This window comes from Niallia nealsonii, assembly GCF_002835805.1.
In the GTDB taxonomy this organism is placed as follows: Bacteria; Bacillota; Bacilli; order Bacillales; family Cytobacillaceae; genus Niallia; species Niallia nealsonii.
The window spans coordinates 18,663-34,010 of record NZ_PISE01000013.1 but is presented as its reverse complement, the minus strand read 5'-3'; the positions used below and the strand labels follow the sequence as shown (position 1 = coordinate 34,010).

General features: G+C 34.9%; 10 protein-coding genes and 1 other annotated feature. Of the genes, 2 read left to right on the top strand and 8 right to left on the bottom strand.

All coding sequences use genetic code 11. The annotated features are described in order from the left end of the window. The first annotated feature begins 124 nt into the window (after positions 1-124). A complete protein-coding gene (locus CWS01_RS06455; RefSeq protein ID WP_101176377.1) occupies positions 125-1,372 on the top strand; it encodes a sensor histidine kinase in 1,248 nt (415 codons plus the stop codon). A 63-nt stretch (positions 1,373-1,435) separates the two neighbouring features. Here the strand turns inward: CWS01_RS06455 and aspS are convergent, their stop codons facing one another. The 3 genes from aspS to CWS01_RS22610 form a co-directional block, all read right to left on the bottom strand. After that, positions 1,436-3,205, bottom strand: a complete 1,770-nt coding sequence (gene aspS, locus CWS01_RS06450; RefSeq protein ID WP_101176376.1) for an aspartate--tRNA ligase — start codon at positions 3,203-3,205, stop codon at positions 1,436-1,438. 92 nt (positions 3,206-3,297) lie between these two features. Further along, positions 3,298-4,572 (bottom strand): histidine--tRNA ligase, encoded by a 1,275-nt coding sequence (gene hisS, locus CWS01_RS06445; RefSeq protein WP_101176375.1) that lies wholly within the window; start codon positions 4,570-4,572, stop codon positions 3,298-3,300. A 101-nt stretch (positions 4,573-4,673) separates the two neighbouring features. Further along, positions 4,674-4,906: a binding site (T-box leader), on the bottom strand. A 64-nt stretch (positions 4,907-4,970) separates the two neighbouring features. Further along, a complete protein-coding gene (locus CWS01_RS22610; protein ID WP_168714363.1) occupies positions 4,971-5,126 on the bottom strand; it encodes a hypothetical protein in 156 nt (51 codons plus the stop codon). 216 nt (positions 5,127-5,342) lie between these two features. On the opposite strand from CWS01_RS22610, the gene CWS01_RS06440 reads away from it, so the two are divergent. Beyond that, entirely contained in the window at positions 5,343-6,701 is a 1,359-nt protein-coding gene (locus CWS01_RS06440) for an N-acetylmuramoyl-L-alanine amidase (RefSeq protein ID WP_101176374.1), read from the top strand. Positions 6,702-6,829: 128 nt separating this feature from the next. Here CWS01_RS06440 and dtd read toward each other — a convergent pair whose 3' ends face one another. The 5 genes from dtd to secDF all read right to left on the bottom strand — a co-directional run bounded on the left by dtd (position 6,830) and on the right by secDF (position 15,183). Next, entirely contained in the window at positions 6,830-7,270 is a 441-nt protein-coding gene (dtd, locus tag CWS01_RS06435; protein ID WP_101176373.1) for a D-aminoacyl-tRNA deacylase, read from the bottom strand. Positions 7,271-7,282: 12 nt separating this feature from the next. Continuing rightward, positions 7,283-9,478 (bottom strand): RelA/SpoT family protein, encoded by a 2,196-nt coding sequence (locus CWS01_RS06430; protein ID WP_101176372.1) that lies wholly within the window; start codon positions 9,476-9,478, stop codon positions 7,283-7,285. Between the two features lie 317 nt (positions 9,479-9,795). After that, complete coding sequence (locus tag CWS01_RS06425; RefSeq protein WP_101176371.1) at positions 9,796-10,308, bottom strand: adenine phosphoribosyltransferase; 513 nt, start codon at positions 10,306-10,308, stop codon at positions 9,796-9,798. Next, positions 10,299-12,671: a single-stranded-DNA-specific exonuclease RecJ gene (gene recJ, locus CWS01_RS06420; RefSeq protein WP_101176370.1), complete on the bottom strand. Its 2,373-nt coding sequence runs from the start codon at positions 12,669-12,671 to the stop codon at positions 10,299-10,301. The genes CWS01_RS06425 and recJ overlap by 10 nt, the downstream gene beginning before the upstream one ends. A gap of 250 nt (positions 12,672-12,921) precedes the next feature. Beyond that, a complete protein-coding gene (gene secDF / locus CWS01_RS06415; protein ID WP_101176369.1) occupies positions 12,922-15,183 on the bottom strand; it encodes a protein translocase subunit SecDF in 2,262 nt (753 codons plus the stop codon). Positions 15,184-15,348 lie beyond the last annotated feature (165 nt).

Below are 15,348 nucleotides of genomic sequence, written 5' to 3'. Positions count from 1 at the left end.
ATAATTTGCAGAAAGGAACTAGCTATAGAAGATAACTTAGCCTTTTATTAAAATTTTTATTTTCATTTTTGAAATTATCGTATATTGTATTGGTTAGTGGCTATCTTAGGAGGAACTATTCATTATGTTTGGCATACAAGAATTATTGTTAAATGTATTAGTTTTGATTGTTTTTATTTTGTTTATTCCTTTGATTATTGTATTAAAATGTAATAATGATTCTCATATAAACCTTTTGAAACTTTTTTCTTTTTCCATGGCCATTATCAGCTGCATTACTTTTCCCCTCACTTTAACAAACGGGTTTATATTTGATTTGCGATTAATCGCACTCGTTATGGGTTTTTTATATGGCGGACTAAAAAATGGGCTGCTTTTAATAGTCGTTACAGTGCTTTATCGTTTATGTTTTGGCGGAATTGGTACAATTGGAACGATACTCACTGTTTGTGTCACCCTTATTTCAATACTGCCTTTTATAAAAAAATTCAATAATTTCACAAAAAGAAAACGCATGTTAACGGTTACGTTATTGACATTATTAAATTCTAGTATTTTTGTTATTTTCGGTCTTACTATTTTTTCTGCTCATTTTGAACTATTGATTATTTTTTATTATTTAGCCATTACAGCAATATCTTGCCCATGCATTGTTTATATTTATGAAACATTCCATGAAAGCATCCATATTAGCCAAAAAATTATTAAAACAGAAAAAATGGAAATGGTCAGTCATCTTGCTTCTTCTATTTCTCACGAAGTCCGCAATCCATTAGCAGTTGTAAAAGGATTTCTGCAATTGATGGAAAATGCGGATTTAGAGGAAACAAAACGAAAAGATTTCCTGCAAATATCCATTAATGAAATCAATCGTGCAGATACCATTATTCGCAACTATTTAACATTCGCTAAACCATCGCCTGAAAATATTGAAATTCTTAATATAAAGGATGAACTTTGTAAAACGATTGATATAATTACACCTCTTGCCAATATGAGCAGCATTATCATTGATACTGCCGTTAAACCTTTTTTTATAAAAGGGGAGTCACAGCTATTGCAGCAATGTTTATTAAATATTTGCAAAAACTGTATTGAGGCCATGTCAAACAGTGGTACTTTAACTATTGAAACAGCGTCAGAAAACAACCATCTTCATTTGACCATCTCTGATACAGGAACAGGCATGACAAAAGAACAGCTTGCAAGAATTGGAGAACCTTATTTCACAACAAAGGGGCGAGAAGGCACCGGATTAGGAATGATGGCCGCCATGCAAATTATTAGTAGTCTCCAAGGAAAAATTCATATTTCAAGCACTCTAGATAAAGGGACAACGTTTTCAATTATTTTCCCTTTAATAAATAAATAAAAGCAGTTTATTGAGACATTCAATAAACTGCTTTTTTGTTCCAATACAATTATATTTATTTCTTTATTTGCTTACATTCAAAGCAAGATGCAAATCATTTAACTGAGTTTCGCTAACTTCGCTCGGAGCATTTGTTAACAGACAGCTTGCACTTGCTGTTTTCGGGAATGCTATTGTATCACGAAGATTTGTTCTTCCAGAAAGAAGCATGATTAGTCGGTCTAAGCCAAGTGCAATTCCACCATGCGGAGGAGTTCCATATTCAAATGCATCTAAAAGGAAACCAAACTGTTCATATGCTTCCTCTTTAGTAAAACCTAGCTTTTCAAACATTTTCTCTTGGACATCTTTTTCAAAGATACGCAGTGAGCCTCCGCCTAGTTCATATCCATTTAACACAATATCATATGCTTGAGCTTTTACTTGTTTAGGATTTGTATCCAGTAACTCTAAATCTGCTCTTTGCGGCATAGTGAATGGATGATGCGCAGCATAGAAACGGCCTTCTCCTTCATCAAACTCAAATAACGGCCAGTCTGTTACCCATAAGAAGTTGAATTTTGTTTCATCAATTAACCCTAATTCTTTTGCAAGTTTTAAACGAAGCGCCCCTAAAGCATCTGCCACAACATTTGTTTTGTCAGCAACAAATAGCAATAAATCTCCACTTTCAATCGCAAGAGCGGATTCCAAACCTTTTTGTTCTTCTTCAGAAATAAATTTCGCAATAGGTCCTTTAAGTCCATCTTCTTCTGCTTTCAGCCATGCTAAACCTTTTGCTCCATATACCTTAACAAATTCAGTTAATGCATCAATGTCTTTACGTGAATATTTATCGCTTCCCTGTTTCACATTAATCGCTTTTACTTGTCCGCCAGTTTCTACAGCTTGCGCAAAAACTTTAAAGCCTGAGTCTTTTACTATTTCAGAAAGATTTACAAGTTCCATATCAAAACGAGTATCTGGTTTATCTGAACCATATCGTGACATTGCTTCATCATATGGCATTCTAGCAATTGGCAAAGAAATTTCAATGCCTTTTACTTCTTTCATGATTTTTTCCATCATCTGTTCCATCATACCCATAATATCTTCTTGGCTCATAAAACTTGTTTCAATATCAAGTTGAGTAAATTCTGGTTGGCGATCTGCACGTAAATCTTCATCACGGAAACAGCGCGCAATTTGATAATAGCGCTCCACTCCACTTACCATTAATAATTGCTTAAAAATTTGCGGCGACTGTGGCAGTGCATAAAATTCTCCTTCATGAACACGGCTTGGCACTAAATAATCTCTAGCTCCCTCAGGAGTGCTTTTTGTTAGAATAGGTGTTTCAATATCTAAAAACCCTTCAGCATCTAAAAAGTCTCTCATCACTTTTGTTACTTGATGACGCATTTTAAATGTTTCGAACATAACTGGTCTTCTTAAATCCAAATAGCGATATTTTAAGCGTACGTCTTCTGCTACTTCTGTTTTATCCTCGATTGTAAAAGGAGGTGTTTTCGATTCATTTAAAATGGTAATTTCATCGACAATTATTTCTACTTTTCCTGTTTTTAAATTATCATTAACAGTGCCTTCTTGCCGTGCTACTACTTTCCCTTGAATATCAAGAACATATTCATTGCGGACCTTTTCAGCAATAGCTAATGCTTCTTTATTTGCTTCTGGACTAAAAACAATTTGTATAATTCCAGTACGGTCTCTTAAATCAATGAATATTAACCCTCCAAGATCACGTCTTCTTTGCACCCAACCTTTTAAGACAACTTTTTCTCCAATAGCGGCTTCTGTTACTTCACCGCAAAAATAAGTTCTACCAAACATGCTGTATATCCTCCTAGTATGATATCTATTATTTTCTCCCATTTACATAAGTGAACCGAGTCAAAAATATATCTATCTCTTTGTTCCTTTGTTTAATAGGCTGTAAAATCTTTTAAAACAGCTACAAGTTCAGATAATTCTACTTCCTTCTGTTCGCCAGTTTCTAATGATTTTACATTAATTTTATTATTTTTTAATTCATCTTCCCCGAGTACCGCTACATATTTAGCATGGAGACGATCTGCTGCTTTAAACTGGCCTTTAATTTTGCGGTCTAAATAATCTCTTTCCGCTGATAATCCAGCCTGTCTTAATGTATGCAGTAGACCAACCGTATAATCTTTTGCTGCATCTCCCAATGATACTAAATAGCAATCAATTGTTTTTTCGATAGGCAATTCAATATTTTCCACTTTTAATGCAGAAAGAAGTCTTTCGATGCTCATCGCAAATCCTATACCAGGAGCCTCGGGACCGCCTAATTCTTCAGTTAAGCCATTGTATCTGCCGCCGCCGCATAATGTAGTGATAGCGCCAAATCCTTCTGCTTCGCTCATAATTTCAAAAGCAGTATGTTTATAATAATCCAAACCTCGAACCAGATTAGAATCGACTTCAAATGGAATATTTAGTGCCGCTAAATATGTTTTTACTTTCTCAAAATATCGGCTTGATTCCTCATTTAAATACTCTAAAATCGATGGAGCTGTTTTCATTAATGGATGCTCCCGATCTTTTTTGCAATCTAAAATTCTCATTGGGTTTTTCTCTAAACGATTTTGACAATCATGGCAGAATTCACCAATGTTTGGCGCAAAATGTGCCATTAATGCTTCCCGATGCGCTACACGGCTTTCAGTATCTCCAAGACTGTTTATGACTACTTTTAATTTAGATAGTCCAAAGCTTTTGTAGGCAGTGTATGCTAACGCAATCACTTCTGCATCAATTGCCGGATCATTACTTCCGATTGCTTCTACTCCAAATTGAACGAATTGGCGAAACCTTCCTGCTTGTGGGCGTTCATAGCGGAACATTGGCCCTAAATAATATAGTTTAATCGGCTGAGATGCATAACCGTGCATTTTATTTTCGACAAAAGAACGTACAACAGATGCTGTACCTTCAGGTCTTAGGGTAAGACTTCTATTTCCTCTATCTTCAAATGTATACATTTCTTTTGTTACAATATCAGTTGTATCTCCAACACTTCTTAAAAAAAGGTCTGTATGTTCAAAAATCGGTGTGCGAATTTCATTGTATTGAAATTTATCACAAATTTCTTTTAGTTTCTTCTCAATATACTGCCATTTTTCTACCTCGCCTGGAAGTATATCCTGCGTACCTCTAGGTATATTAATCTGCATACTATGTATCCTCCTATATAAACAAACCTAAAAAGAAAGGTTTTTTACTGCTAAATTATATTTTATACAACAAAAAACCCTCGTCCCTTGCATCACTGAATACAAGGGACGAGAGTTATTATCCCGTGGTACCACCCTAATTGAAGATAAAATCTTCCACTTTACAGTTAACGCCTGCTAACGTTTCATTCCTACTCGTCCATATGATGAACATTCAAAAGAAAACCTAAAGAGTGTTCTTTCATTAAGTCATCATGCAGAAATGCTTTCAGCCTAAGGCATTTCTTCTCTATTCATGTGTCTCTTAATTACTTTTCTCCATCATTGGTTATTTCCACATATTTAATCCATTATTTATTTAATAATAAAGAGGAACTATTTTATTGTCAATAACTTATTCAATTTCTTTCTAATTGTTTTTTAAGCTGCTTTACTTGGCCAACAGACAAGCCAAATTCTGCTGCCAATTCTAGTACATTATTACGGGATTCCTTTTCAATAAAATCATGGAAATTAACTCCTAACAACTTTGAACCGATTGTACCTGCAGACAAATTTTTTTCTCCAAATCTCATGATAATCACCCTTTATTCTTATTCTTTCTATCTATTCTCCCCCAAGTTTTCAAAAAAATATCACGTAATCACTATTTTCTTGTCTAAATTTGAAGTTAATGCAAGAAATTTTTTTAAAGGAATTAAGTGCTCTCTAAAAGAAATCATTAATGCGAAGAAATCTAAGACTAACAGGTGAGGGAGGGTTCTAGTCATTTGAGCAGAATAGGGATGATCCTTCTTGCTTTTTTTGTTTCTTTTTTGTTTATTCCATTACAAGAAATACAAGCAGAAAGCAGCGAAAATGCCATATCGTCCGTGGTTGTTAATATAAGAGAAAGTCCTAGTTTAGACGCTCTTATAACAGATAAAATGGAAATAAGCAAAGAATATCCAATTATTCGCACCCAAGGAGATTGGGTGGAACTTCAATTACCTGAAGGAAAATCCGGTTGGGTTGCCAGTTATCTGGTTGTAAAAGAGGAAAAAAGAACAGACGAAACGAACGATGACAATTATACGGACGAACATCATTCTTCTGCCACTATTGCCAGTGTATTAGAAGATGCCATTAATGTTCGCCTAGAGCCGACAACATCTTCTGCTATTATCGGAAAACTAGCAAAAGATACGCAAATTCATATCGTTGGAGAACAGGGAGAGTGGACAGAAATCCAATACTCTGGCAACAAAGGATGGATAAAAAGCTCGCTTCTACAGCATAAGGAAGATAGCAACACTGCTAAAACAAAAGATAAAGCAACAACAGATAAAGACAGCAAAAGAATCACTATCTTGTATAATCGAACAAATATACGAAGCAATGCGACCGTTAACTCTACTATTGTTTCTATTGCGAATGAAGGCGATAGCTTTCCTGTCATAAAAGAAATTGGGGATTGGTATAAAATTCGATTGTCCAATGGATCAGAAGGTTATGTAGCTAATTGGATCGTCGATACTCCTTCCATAACAAAAGATGCAAAAAGCGATTCTCCAACTGCCAGCAAAAAGAAAACAAAAAAAGGAAACAAAAAAGACTTAAAAGGAAAAGTGATTGTCATTGACCCTGGACATGGAGGAAAAGATAGTGGAACAATCGGATACTTAGGTACATTAGAAAAAAATTTAACAAATCGTACGGCTAATTTATTGGCAGCAAAATTAAGAAGTGCTGGCAGCAAAGTCATTTTAACAAGAACAGATGACACATTCCTTTCATTGGAAAAAAGAGTAGAAATCAGCAGCACATATGATGCCGACGCCTTTGTGAGCATTCATTATGATAGTGTAAAAGATCATAATATTATGGGGATGACCAGCTATTACTATACCTCCCGGCAAAAAGAATTAGCAAATGAACTACACGCAGAATTAATCGAAGCAACTAATATGATAGACCGTGGTGTCAGAAAAAATGATTATTTTGTTCTTAGAGAAAATAGCCAGCCTGCAACCCTTTTAGAATTAGGCTATTTAAGCAATCAGCAAGAAGAAAAGTTTGTTTCTACCAATAAATATCAAGAAACGGTATCTGCTGCAATCTATCAAGGCTTAGCTAACTATTTTAAATAGGAAAGTTTTCATTTTTGGTTCATTGGCAAAAAGCTGTACTCACCAATGAGCCAAAAAATGTTATATTCACATAAAAAAACGTCTATGAAACAAATTATTATCCTGATAACTTGTCCCACAAAACGTTTTTATTTACTCTCTAATATTAATGTCACAGGTCCATCATTTATAAGAGAAACATCCATCATGCTGCCAAATATTCCTGTTTCAACAACAAGCCCTTTCGCTTTTAAGCAATCGTTAAAGTCTTCATATAACTTTTGGGCAATGGCTGGTTTTGCCGCATTCATAAAATTTGGTCTTCTTCCTTTACGAATATCCCCATATAATGTAAATTGCGACACCGATAAAATGGATCCTTCCACATCTAATATGCTAGTATTCATTTTACCTGTTTCATCTTCAAACACACGTAAATGCGCAATTTTATCTGCCAAGTATTCAGCATCTTCTATTGAATCCTCATGTGTAATGCCAACGAGAAGCACAAACCCTTTATCAATGCTTCCCACAATATTCCCATCTACTTCTACTTTTGCTTTTTTTGCTCTTTGCAATACGATTCGCACTTTTTTTGCTCCTTAGTTCATAATTCTGCGGACAGAATACACATCAGGAATTTGTTTGATTCTATCCACTACCTTATGAAGATGATTAACATTTAATATTAATATCGACATTGTAATAGTTGCCATTTTATTTCGATCAGAACGGCCGGATACAGCGGAAATATTTGTTTTCGATTCATTGACTGCTTGCAGCACTTCATTCAGCAGTCCTCTTCTATCATATCCGCTAATTTCAATTTCTACATTATATTCTTTACGATCGTTAAGAGCTGTCTCCCACTCAACAGGAATTAATCTTGCTTTTGCATCATCTGTATCAATATTGGTACAGTCTGCCCGATGCACAGATACTCCTCTTCCTTTTGTAATAAAACCGACAATTTCATCACCTGGAACAGGATTGCAGCAACGAGAAAGACGAATCAACAAATTATCAATGCCAGTAACACGTACACCGGATGCTCTTTTTTTGTTAGCAGGAAAAGATTTTAACTCGGCAACAGCATTGGATATTGTTGCGTTTTGTTCTGCATCCCGTTTTTTGCGCCATTTTTCTGTTAAACGATTTGCAACCTGAAGAGCTGTAATGCCGTTATAACCAACTGCTGCATACATATCTTCTTCGTTCATAAAATTAAATTTTTCTAAAACTGCTTTTACATTTTCTGGTGTTAGAATCTCTTTTAAATCAAAATCCATATTGCGGATTTCTTTTTCTACTAGCTCTTTTCCTTTTTCGACATTTTCTTCTTTTCGCTGCTTTTTAAAGAATTGTCTGATTTTATTTTTCGCTTGAGATGTTTGGACAATCTTCAGCCAGTCTTGGCTCGGACCATAGGAATGCTTACTTGTATGAATCTCGATGATGTCACCAGTTTTTAACTTATAATCCAATGTCACCATTTTCCCATTCACTTTTGCTCCAATGGTTTTATTGCCGATTTCTGAATGAATTCTATAAGCAAAATCGATTGGAACAGAACCAGAAGGCAATTCAAACACATCGCCTTTTGGAGTAAACACAAAAACCATATCGGAAAACAAATCAATCTTTAAGTTTTCCATAAATTCTTCTGCATTAATGCTGTCTTCTTGAAAATCTAATATCTCTCTAAACCAAGATAATTTTTCATCTAATGAAGACCCTTCATTTACCGATTTGCCTTCTTTATACGCCCAGTGTGCTGCAATCCCAAATTCTGCAATTCGATGCATCTCTGTTGTTCTAATTTGCACTTCAAGCGGGTCGCCTTTTGGACCAATCACTGTTGTATGCAAAGATTGATACATATTAGCCTTTGGCATCGCAATATAATCTTTAAATCTTCCTGGCATTGGTTTCCAGCGTGTATGAATGATTCCTAGCACTGCATAACAATCTTTAATGCTGTTTACAACAATTCTTACAGCAAGAAGATCATATATTTCATTAAATTGCTTATTCTGCAGCACCATTTTGCGATAAATACTGTATATATGTTTCGGGCGACCAGAAATATCTGCTTCAATCGTTACTTCATTGGTACCTTGACGAATTTCCGTTATCACTTCATCCAAGTATTGTTCACGTTCAGCCCGTTTCTTTTTCATTAAATTAACAATTCGATAATATTGCTGTGGATTCATATAACGTAATGCTGTATCTTCTAGCTCCCATTTAATCGTAGAAATCCCTAATCGATGCGCTAGTGGTGCAAAGATCTCCAATGTTTCATTTGAAATGCGGCGCTGTTTTTCTGCTGGCAAATGCTTTAATGTTCGCATATTATGAAGCCTGTCAGCAAGTTTGATCATAATGACCCTTATATCTTGTGCCATCGCAACAAACATTTTCCGGTGGTTTTCTGCTTGCTGTTCTTCATGGGATTTATACTTTATCTTTCCGAGCTTTGTAACGCCGTCAACGAGCATGGCCACTTCTTTGCTAAAGCTTCTACTTATATCTTGTAATGTGATATCCGTATCTTCAACAACATCATGGAGAAAACCGGCAGCAATTGTATCAGGATCCATTTGTAAATCAGCCAATATCCCTGCAACTTGAATAGGGTGGATAATATAAGGCTCACCAGATTTTCTATATTGTTCACGATGAGCATCTCTTGCAAAATTATATGCTTTTGCAATAAACGCTGTATGCTCTTCGTTTAAATACCCTTTCGTCTTGTCGATGACTTGTTCGGCGGTCAATACTTGATCATTCGCCATATAATCACCTTTCATTTGTCATTTATTGTTATCATTGACTATAAAAAAATTTATTATTGCTATTTTTTTGTTCTATTTCCCTCTTAGAGAAGAATATAAAATAAAATCGTAATAATTTAAGAATCATTATTTCTATTATTAAAAAAATGAGGGTAGTTGTAAAGAGAATACTTGTAATTTTCTTGAAAAAATAAAAAAAATGTCGAAAAACGTCATCACTATTTATTCATCTATTAAAAAGAGCGCTTTTTATTAGCGCTCTTGACATACAATTATAGACTTGTACCAATTAAGGATCTGTATATAAAAATGGGCTATTAATACTCCATTAATGTTAGGACATCATAACCATTTAGATTTTTGCGTCCTTCTAAATAAGATAATTCAATTAAAAAAGCAATCCCTGCAACGACGCCGCCTAATTCTTCGACTAATTTAATCGTTGCTTCAATTGTTCCCCCTGTTGCAAGCAAATCATCTGTAATTAAAACTCTTTGTCCAGGTTTAATGGCATCTTTATGAATAGTCAAAACATCACTGCCATATTCTAATCCATATTTTACCTTCACTGTTTCTCTTGGCAGCTTACCTTCTTTGCGAACTGGAGCAAAACCAACCCCTAAAGAATAGGCAACAGGACAGCCAATAATAAAACCTCTTGCTTCAGGTCCAACAACTAAATCAATTTCTTTTTCTTTTGCATATGAAACGATCTGGTCTGTTGCATATTTATATGCTTCACCATTATCCATTAATGTTGTGATATCCTTAAATTTAATTCCTGGTTTTGGCCAATCTTCAACAATTGTAATAAACTGTTTTAAATCCATTCTTTTACTTCCTCCTCATTGTTAACGGATTTTTTTAGAATAAGATCAAACCAATTTTTTAATTGCTCATACGACGAGTATATTAATTCATTTTCGAGCGTAAATTGTGCTTGCTTCTGTTGAAAAGAAGGTGACTCTGTCAAATCTCTTTTCGCTGTATTCTTACTCAACAAAATAAACCCATCCTCCATTGTAACAAAATTCAGCTCAAAAAACACCTTTGTCATAAAAACAATTGTTTCTTTGCTCCAGCCTTTTCTTTTCGCTAATTCTCCACCGAATTTATCTAAATGAAAACTTTTTTGTTTTGCTAAAAAGGCATAATACCATTTAAAATGATCTCTCGTTGGCATCGTACTAAAGAAATCACTTTCCCCTTTGTAAAAAACAGCATAAATTCTTTCTGGTGTTATATTAGAAAGCAGCCTATTTATTATTTCGATATCTGTTGGGAAATCAGCTAATACTATATTTGGCTCCTTGCTATAAAAAAATGCTGCTTCTTCTATTGTTTCCACTATTTTATAATTCGACACCTTGCTTTTAAAAGCGGATGTAACAGAATCTTGATGAAAAAATATCCATAAAGCATCTTCTACAGGCATTTTTGCGACTAATTTTTCTAATTGCAAGGCACCACGATAGTCAAAAAGCTGCCATTTATCTATCATTAAATCTTGAATAAAAATTTGCGGTTTTTTAATATTATTCCACTCATTAATAGCCAGTTGGCCTAATACCGAAACTTTTGCAGATGGAGAAATATGTTCATGCCACTCTCCTATACCAAATCCAATACCATCTAAACTATTTTCTCCTTGCTTCAGCTGCATTTTCAAATGGTTTTGATTTGCTCCTATTTTGCGAATTGCCGCAATTTCCATATCCTTCAAAATTACTTTCGGTTTCGCGTTATCGACTCCAAATGGAGCCAATAATTGCATTTGTTCAATCGTTTTTAACTGTACCTCTTCTAGCATAAAACTGCCATCTACTTTTGTTAGCGGGATTAAATCTTCCTCTTGTAATTGTTCAAAAGCCAATTCATTTAATCTTTGACGCAATAGATCCACATCCCCTAATGCAAGGGTCATTCCTGCTGCCATTGGATGTCCTCCAAAATGAGGTAAAATATCCCTTGCTGTAGAAAGGTTTTTATATAAATCAAATCCAGCTATACTTCTAGCAGATCCCTTAGCTATTTGTTTATTCTGATCCAAACTAAGGACAATCGTTGGACGGCAATACTTTTCTACAAGCCTAGAAGCAACAATCCCAACAACTCCCGCATTCCACCCTTCCTTGCCGACAATTAATACCCGATTTTCTGCTAATGGATACAGTTCGTCTACTTGAGCAATTGCTTCTTCTGTTATTTGATTAACAATGTCTTGGCGCTCTTTATTGGTCTCTTCCATTTCCATGGCAAGTTCCATTGCCATTTCTTTATCAGATGTCATCAGCAAATCAACAGCAGGATCTGCACTTCCAAGTCTTCCAACAGCATTGATTCTTGGTGCAATCATAAAACCAATTGTTTCTTCATCAATCACATTTGAATCTGTGTTCATTTGTTTCAGTAAGGCTTTTAATCCAACATTGTCTGTTTGCTGCAATTTTTTGATTCCCTGTTTTGCAATTAAACGGTTTTCTCCTGTTAAGGAAACTAGATCTGCAATTGTTCCAATAGCAACAAACGGAAGTAAATGTTCAGGAACATAGCCATATAAGGCATGCGCTACTTTAAAGGCTACACCAACCCCTGCCAATTCGCCAAAAGGATAATCACTTCCTGGAATTTTCGGATGGATAATACAGTAAGCATCAGGCAATATCGGACTAGGCTCATGGTGATCAGTAATAATTAAATCAATGCCCAGCTCTTTTGCCACATCTGCTTCATGTACTGCTGCAATCCCTGTATCTACCGTGATAATCAAATCGATTCCAATGCTTTTAGCATAACGAAATGCTCCTTCATTTGGACCATATCCTTCTGTAAATCGATTAGGGATATAAAATTCTACATCTGCACCCATTTCTTCCAATGTTTTCATCATAACCGTAGTGCTTGTTACACCATCTGCATCATAATCTCCAAATACTAATATTTTCTCTTGATTATTTATCGCCGTGCGAATTCTTTCTACTGCTGTTTCCATATTCAATAAAAGATAAGGATCATAAAAATCCTGATTTTGTGCAAATAAAAAATCCTTCGCTTCTCCGACCGTTCTATATCCTCTGTTAATAAGCAATGATGCTACAAGTGGCGTTATATTTAAATGTTGTACAAACTCTGCTATTATATCGTCCGTTTGGTTATCAATATGTGTAATCCATCTAGTTTTTGATTGTAACATGTCATCACCCCAATCTAGTTATTATACAATCTAGGCAACTTGCTTTCAATGTGAGATAAAGGAAACTTTTTCATCTACAGAGATACAATAAAGTAAAACTTCAATCAGGCTTTTTCGGGCAAGTTTCTGCCCACCTAAATTCCTCGTTTTCTCTTATAACCTTGATATGGGGTCAAAAGCCCGTTAATGCGTAAAAAAAGAACTACGCACACTTTTAAATGTATGCATAGCTCTTTTTTCCTTCTAGCTTTTAAACTTGTGGTATATCTGAGTTTTTGCGCTTTTCTTTTACTGTAATAAGTACGCCTTTTTTCTTTAATTCTTTTTTCTTCCATACATACCATAATTGGGATGCAATAAAAATAGAAGAATAAGCTCCGCCAATTAAGCCAATAAGCAAAGCGAGAGAGAAGTTTCTAATAGAATCGCTGCCGAATACCAATAATGCAATAACACAAATTACTACTGTTACAACTGTATTGATAGAACGTGCAAATGTTTGTCGTAAACTAATATTGATAATATCTTTAATTTCTTTTGCTGTTTTAATGCGTTTTTTCTGCACTAAATTTTCTCTTATACGGTCAAATGTAACGATTGTATCATTAATAGAGTAGCCGACAATTGTTAAAATAGCTGCAATAAAGGTTATATCCACTTCTAATCTTGTAATGCTGAATATAACGATAATAAAGAAAGCATCATGAAGCAATGCTAGAACTGCTGCAAGCCCCATATAAATTTCAAAACGAATGGCTACATAAATTATGATGCCAACAGACGCTATCAACACTGCATAAAAAGCGTTTTTTGCCAGCTCTTTCCCAACAGTTGGAGAAACCGTACTAATATTTGGCTCATGACCATATGTTTTCTTTAGTTCTGTTTTTAATTCAGCAATTTTATCTTTGCTAAGGTCCCCTTTAATGCGAATAGCCCCTATTTCCTGATTATCTCCAGATAACATAATATCATCAGCAACAATATCGACTTTCTTTAATTCTGTTGTTAATTCTTCTGTTGTTAATGATTTATCCGCCATAATTTCAACACGAGATCCGCTGGAGAAATCAATGCCTAAATTTAGCTTAAATATAAATAGTACAACAATACCTGCCGCAATCAACACACCTGAGATAGTAAAAAAGATATTTTTATATTTCACAAAATCAATGCGATCAAATTTGGTTGGCAATGTCAAAGTATTATAGCCTTCATTAATATCTTTGATCTCTTTACGGTTTACTCCAAACCATGTTGGTTTTTTGTTAAACAGTTTGCTGTTGACTAATAATCCTAATAATAAACGAGAACCATAAACCGCTGTTATAAAGCTGACAAGAATACTGACAATTAGCAATGTCGCAAACCCTTTAACAGAGCTATTCCCATAAATGAAAAGCACAACTGCTGCCAAAATCGTCGTTAAGTTTGCATCAAAGATTGTCGATAGTGAGTTTTTATTCCCTGCTTGAAATGCTGCCCGCAAGGATTTTCCGACACGAAGTTCATCTTTAATTCGTTCATACGTTATAATGTTTGCATCTACTGCCATCCCGACACCAAGTATAAGTGCCGCAATCCCTGGCAATGTCAGTACACCGTTCATTAAATCAAGAACCAGCAAGTTTAAGTACACATAAACGGTTAGGGTAATAACGGCTACCATTCCTGGCAAACGGTAATATAGCATCATAAAGATAAAAACAAGACCTACACCAATTACACCTGCTAAAATAGTATCTTTTAGTGCTTGATCACCAAACTGCGCTCCAACACTTGTGGAATATTTTTCTGTAAGGTTAACAGGAAGGGCACCAGCATTTAATAAATCCGCCAAGTTTTTTGCTTCTTGAATGGTAAAGCTTCCTGTAATTGATACAGTATCTTGGTTAATAACTTTGCTTACCTGGGGTGCGGAAAGATATTTAGGCTCTGCTTTTGCGGATTCTGTTTCAAAAGAATCCCCTTTTTCATAATCAAGCCAAATAACAAGCAAATTATTAGGTGCCATGTTAAGAACTGTTTGTGTGACATTTTTAAATTTTTCAGCACTTTTTAGTTTTAAAGAAACACTAGGATTGCCATTTTCATCAAAAGTTTGAGATGCACCATTTTCTTTTAAATCAGAGCCATCCATTAGCTTTTTATTATTGACATCGCGGAAAGAAAGATTTGCTTCTGTAGATAGGATCTCTCTTGCCTTGTTCTGGTCTGTTACACCGGCAAGTTGTACACGAACGCGGTTATTGCCTTCAATCTGAATACTAGGTTCACTTACCCCTAATACGTTAACACGTTTATCTAACGCTTTTGCCGTACTGTTTAATACTTCTTTTGTAATCTTTTGGCTGCTGTCAACGGGTGTGACTTCATATAAAACTTCAAATCCGCCTTGTAAATCCAATCCCAGTTTAATATCATTTAGTATATTTTTGGTTGTACCTCCCAAAACACTGGCACATAAAATGATAATTAATAGGAATGCTACTATTCTACTGCGTTTTACCATTATGTATTAATCCTCCTCAAAAGATAAACAAAAAATAAACATATCTCTTAAAAAACTTGCAATGCTATTCTCATTATTCTTTCCATTTACATAATTTCTATAGCATGATCATGCTTTATCCAAGAGGTTTGTCTGTTTTCGTACAGTCTTCACAAGTATAAGCCA

Excerpts from the sequence above, each read along its gene's own strand:
- CWS01_RS06455 (WP_101176377.1), top strand. The coding sequence starts at position 125 with ATGTTTGGCATACAAGAATTATTGTTAAATGTATTAGTTTTGATTGTT.
- aspS (WP_101176376.1), bottom strand. The coding sequence starts at position 3,205 with ATGTTTGGTAGAACTTATTTTTGCGGTGAAGTAACAGAAGCCGCTATT.
- hisS (WP_101176375.1), bottom strand. The coding sequence starts at position 4,572 with ATGCAGATTAATATACCTAGAGGTACGCAGGATATACTTCCAGGCGAG.
- CWS01_RS06430 (WP_101176372.1), bottom strand. The coding sequence starts at position 9,478 with ATGGCGAATGATCAAGTATTGACCGCCGAACAAGTCATCGACAAGACG.
- CWS01_RS06425 (WP_101176371.1), bottom strand. The coding sequence starts at position 10,308 with ATGGATTTAAAACAGTTTATTACAATTGTTGAAGATTGGCCAAAACCA.
- recJ (WP_101176370.1), bottom strand. The coding sequence starts at position 12,671 with ATGTTACAATCAAAAACTAGATGGATTACACATATTGATAACCAAACG.
- secDF (WP_101176369.1), bottom strand. The coding sequence starts at position 15,183 with ATGGTAAAACGCAGTAGAATAGTAGCATTCCTATTAATTATCATTTTA.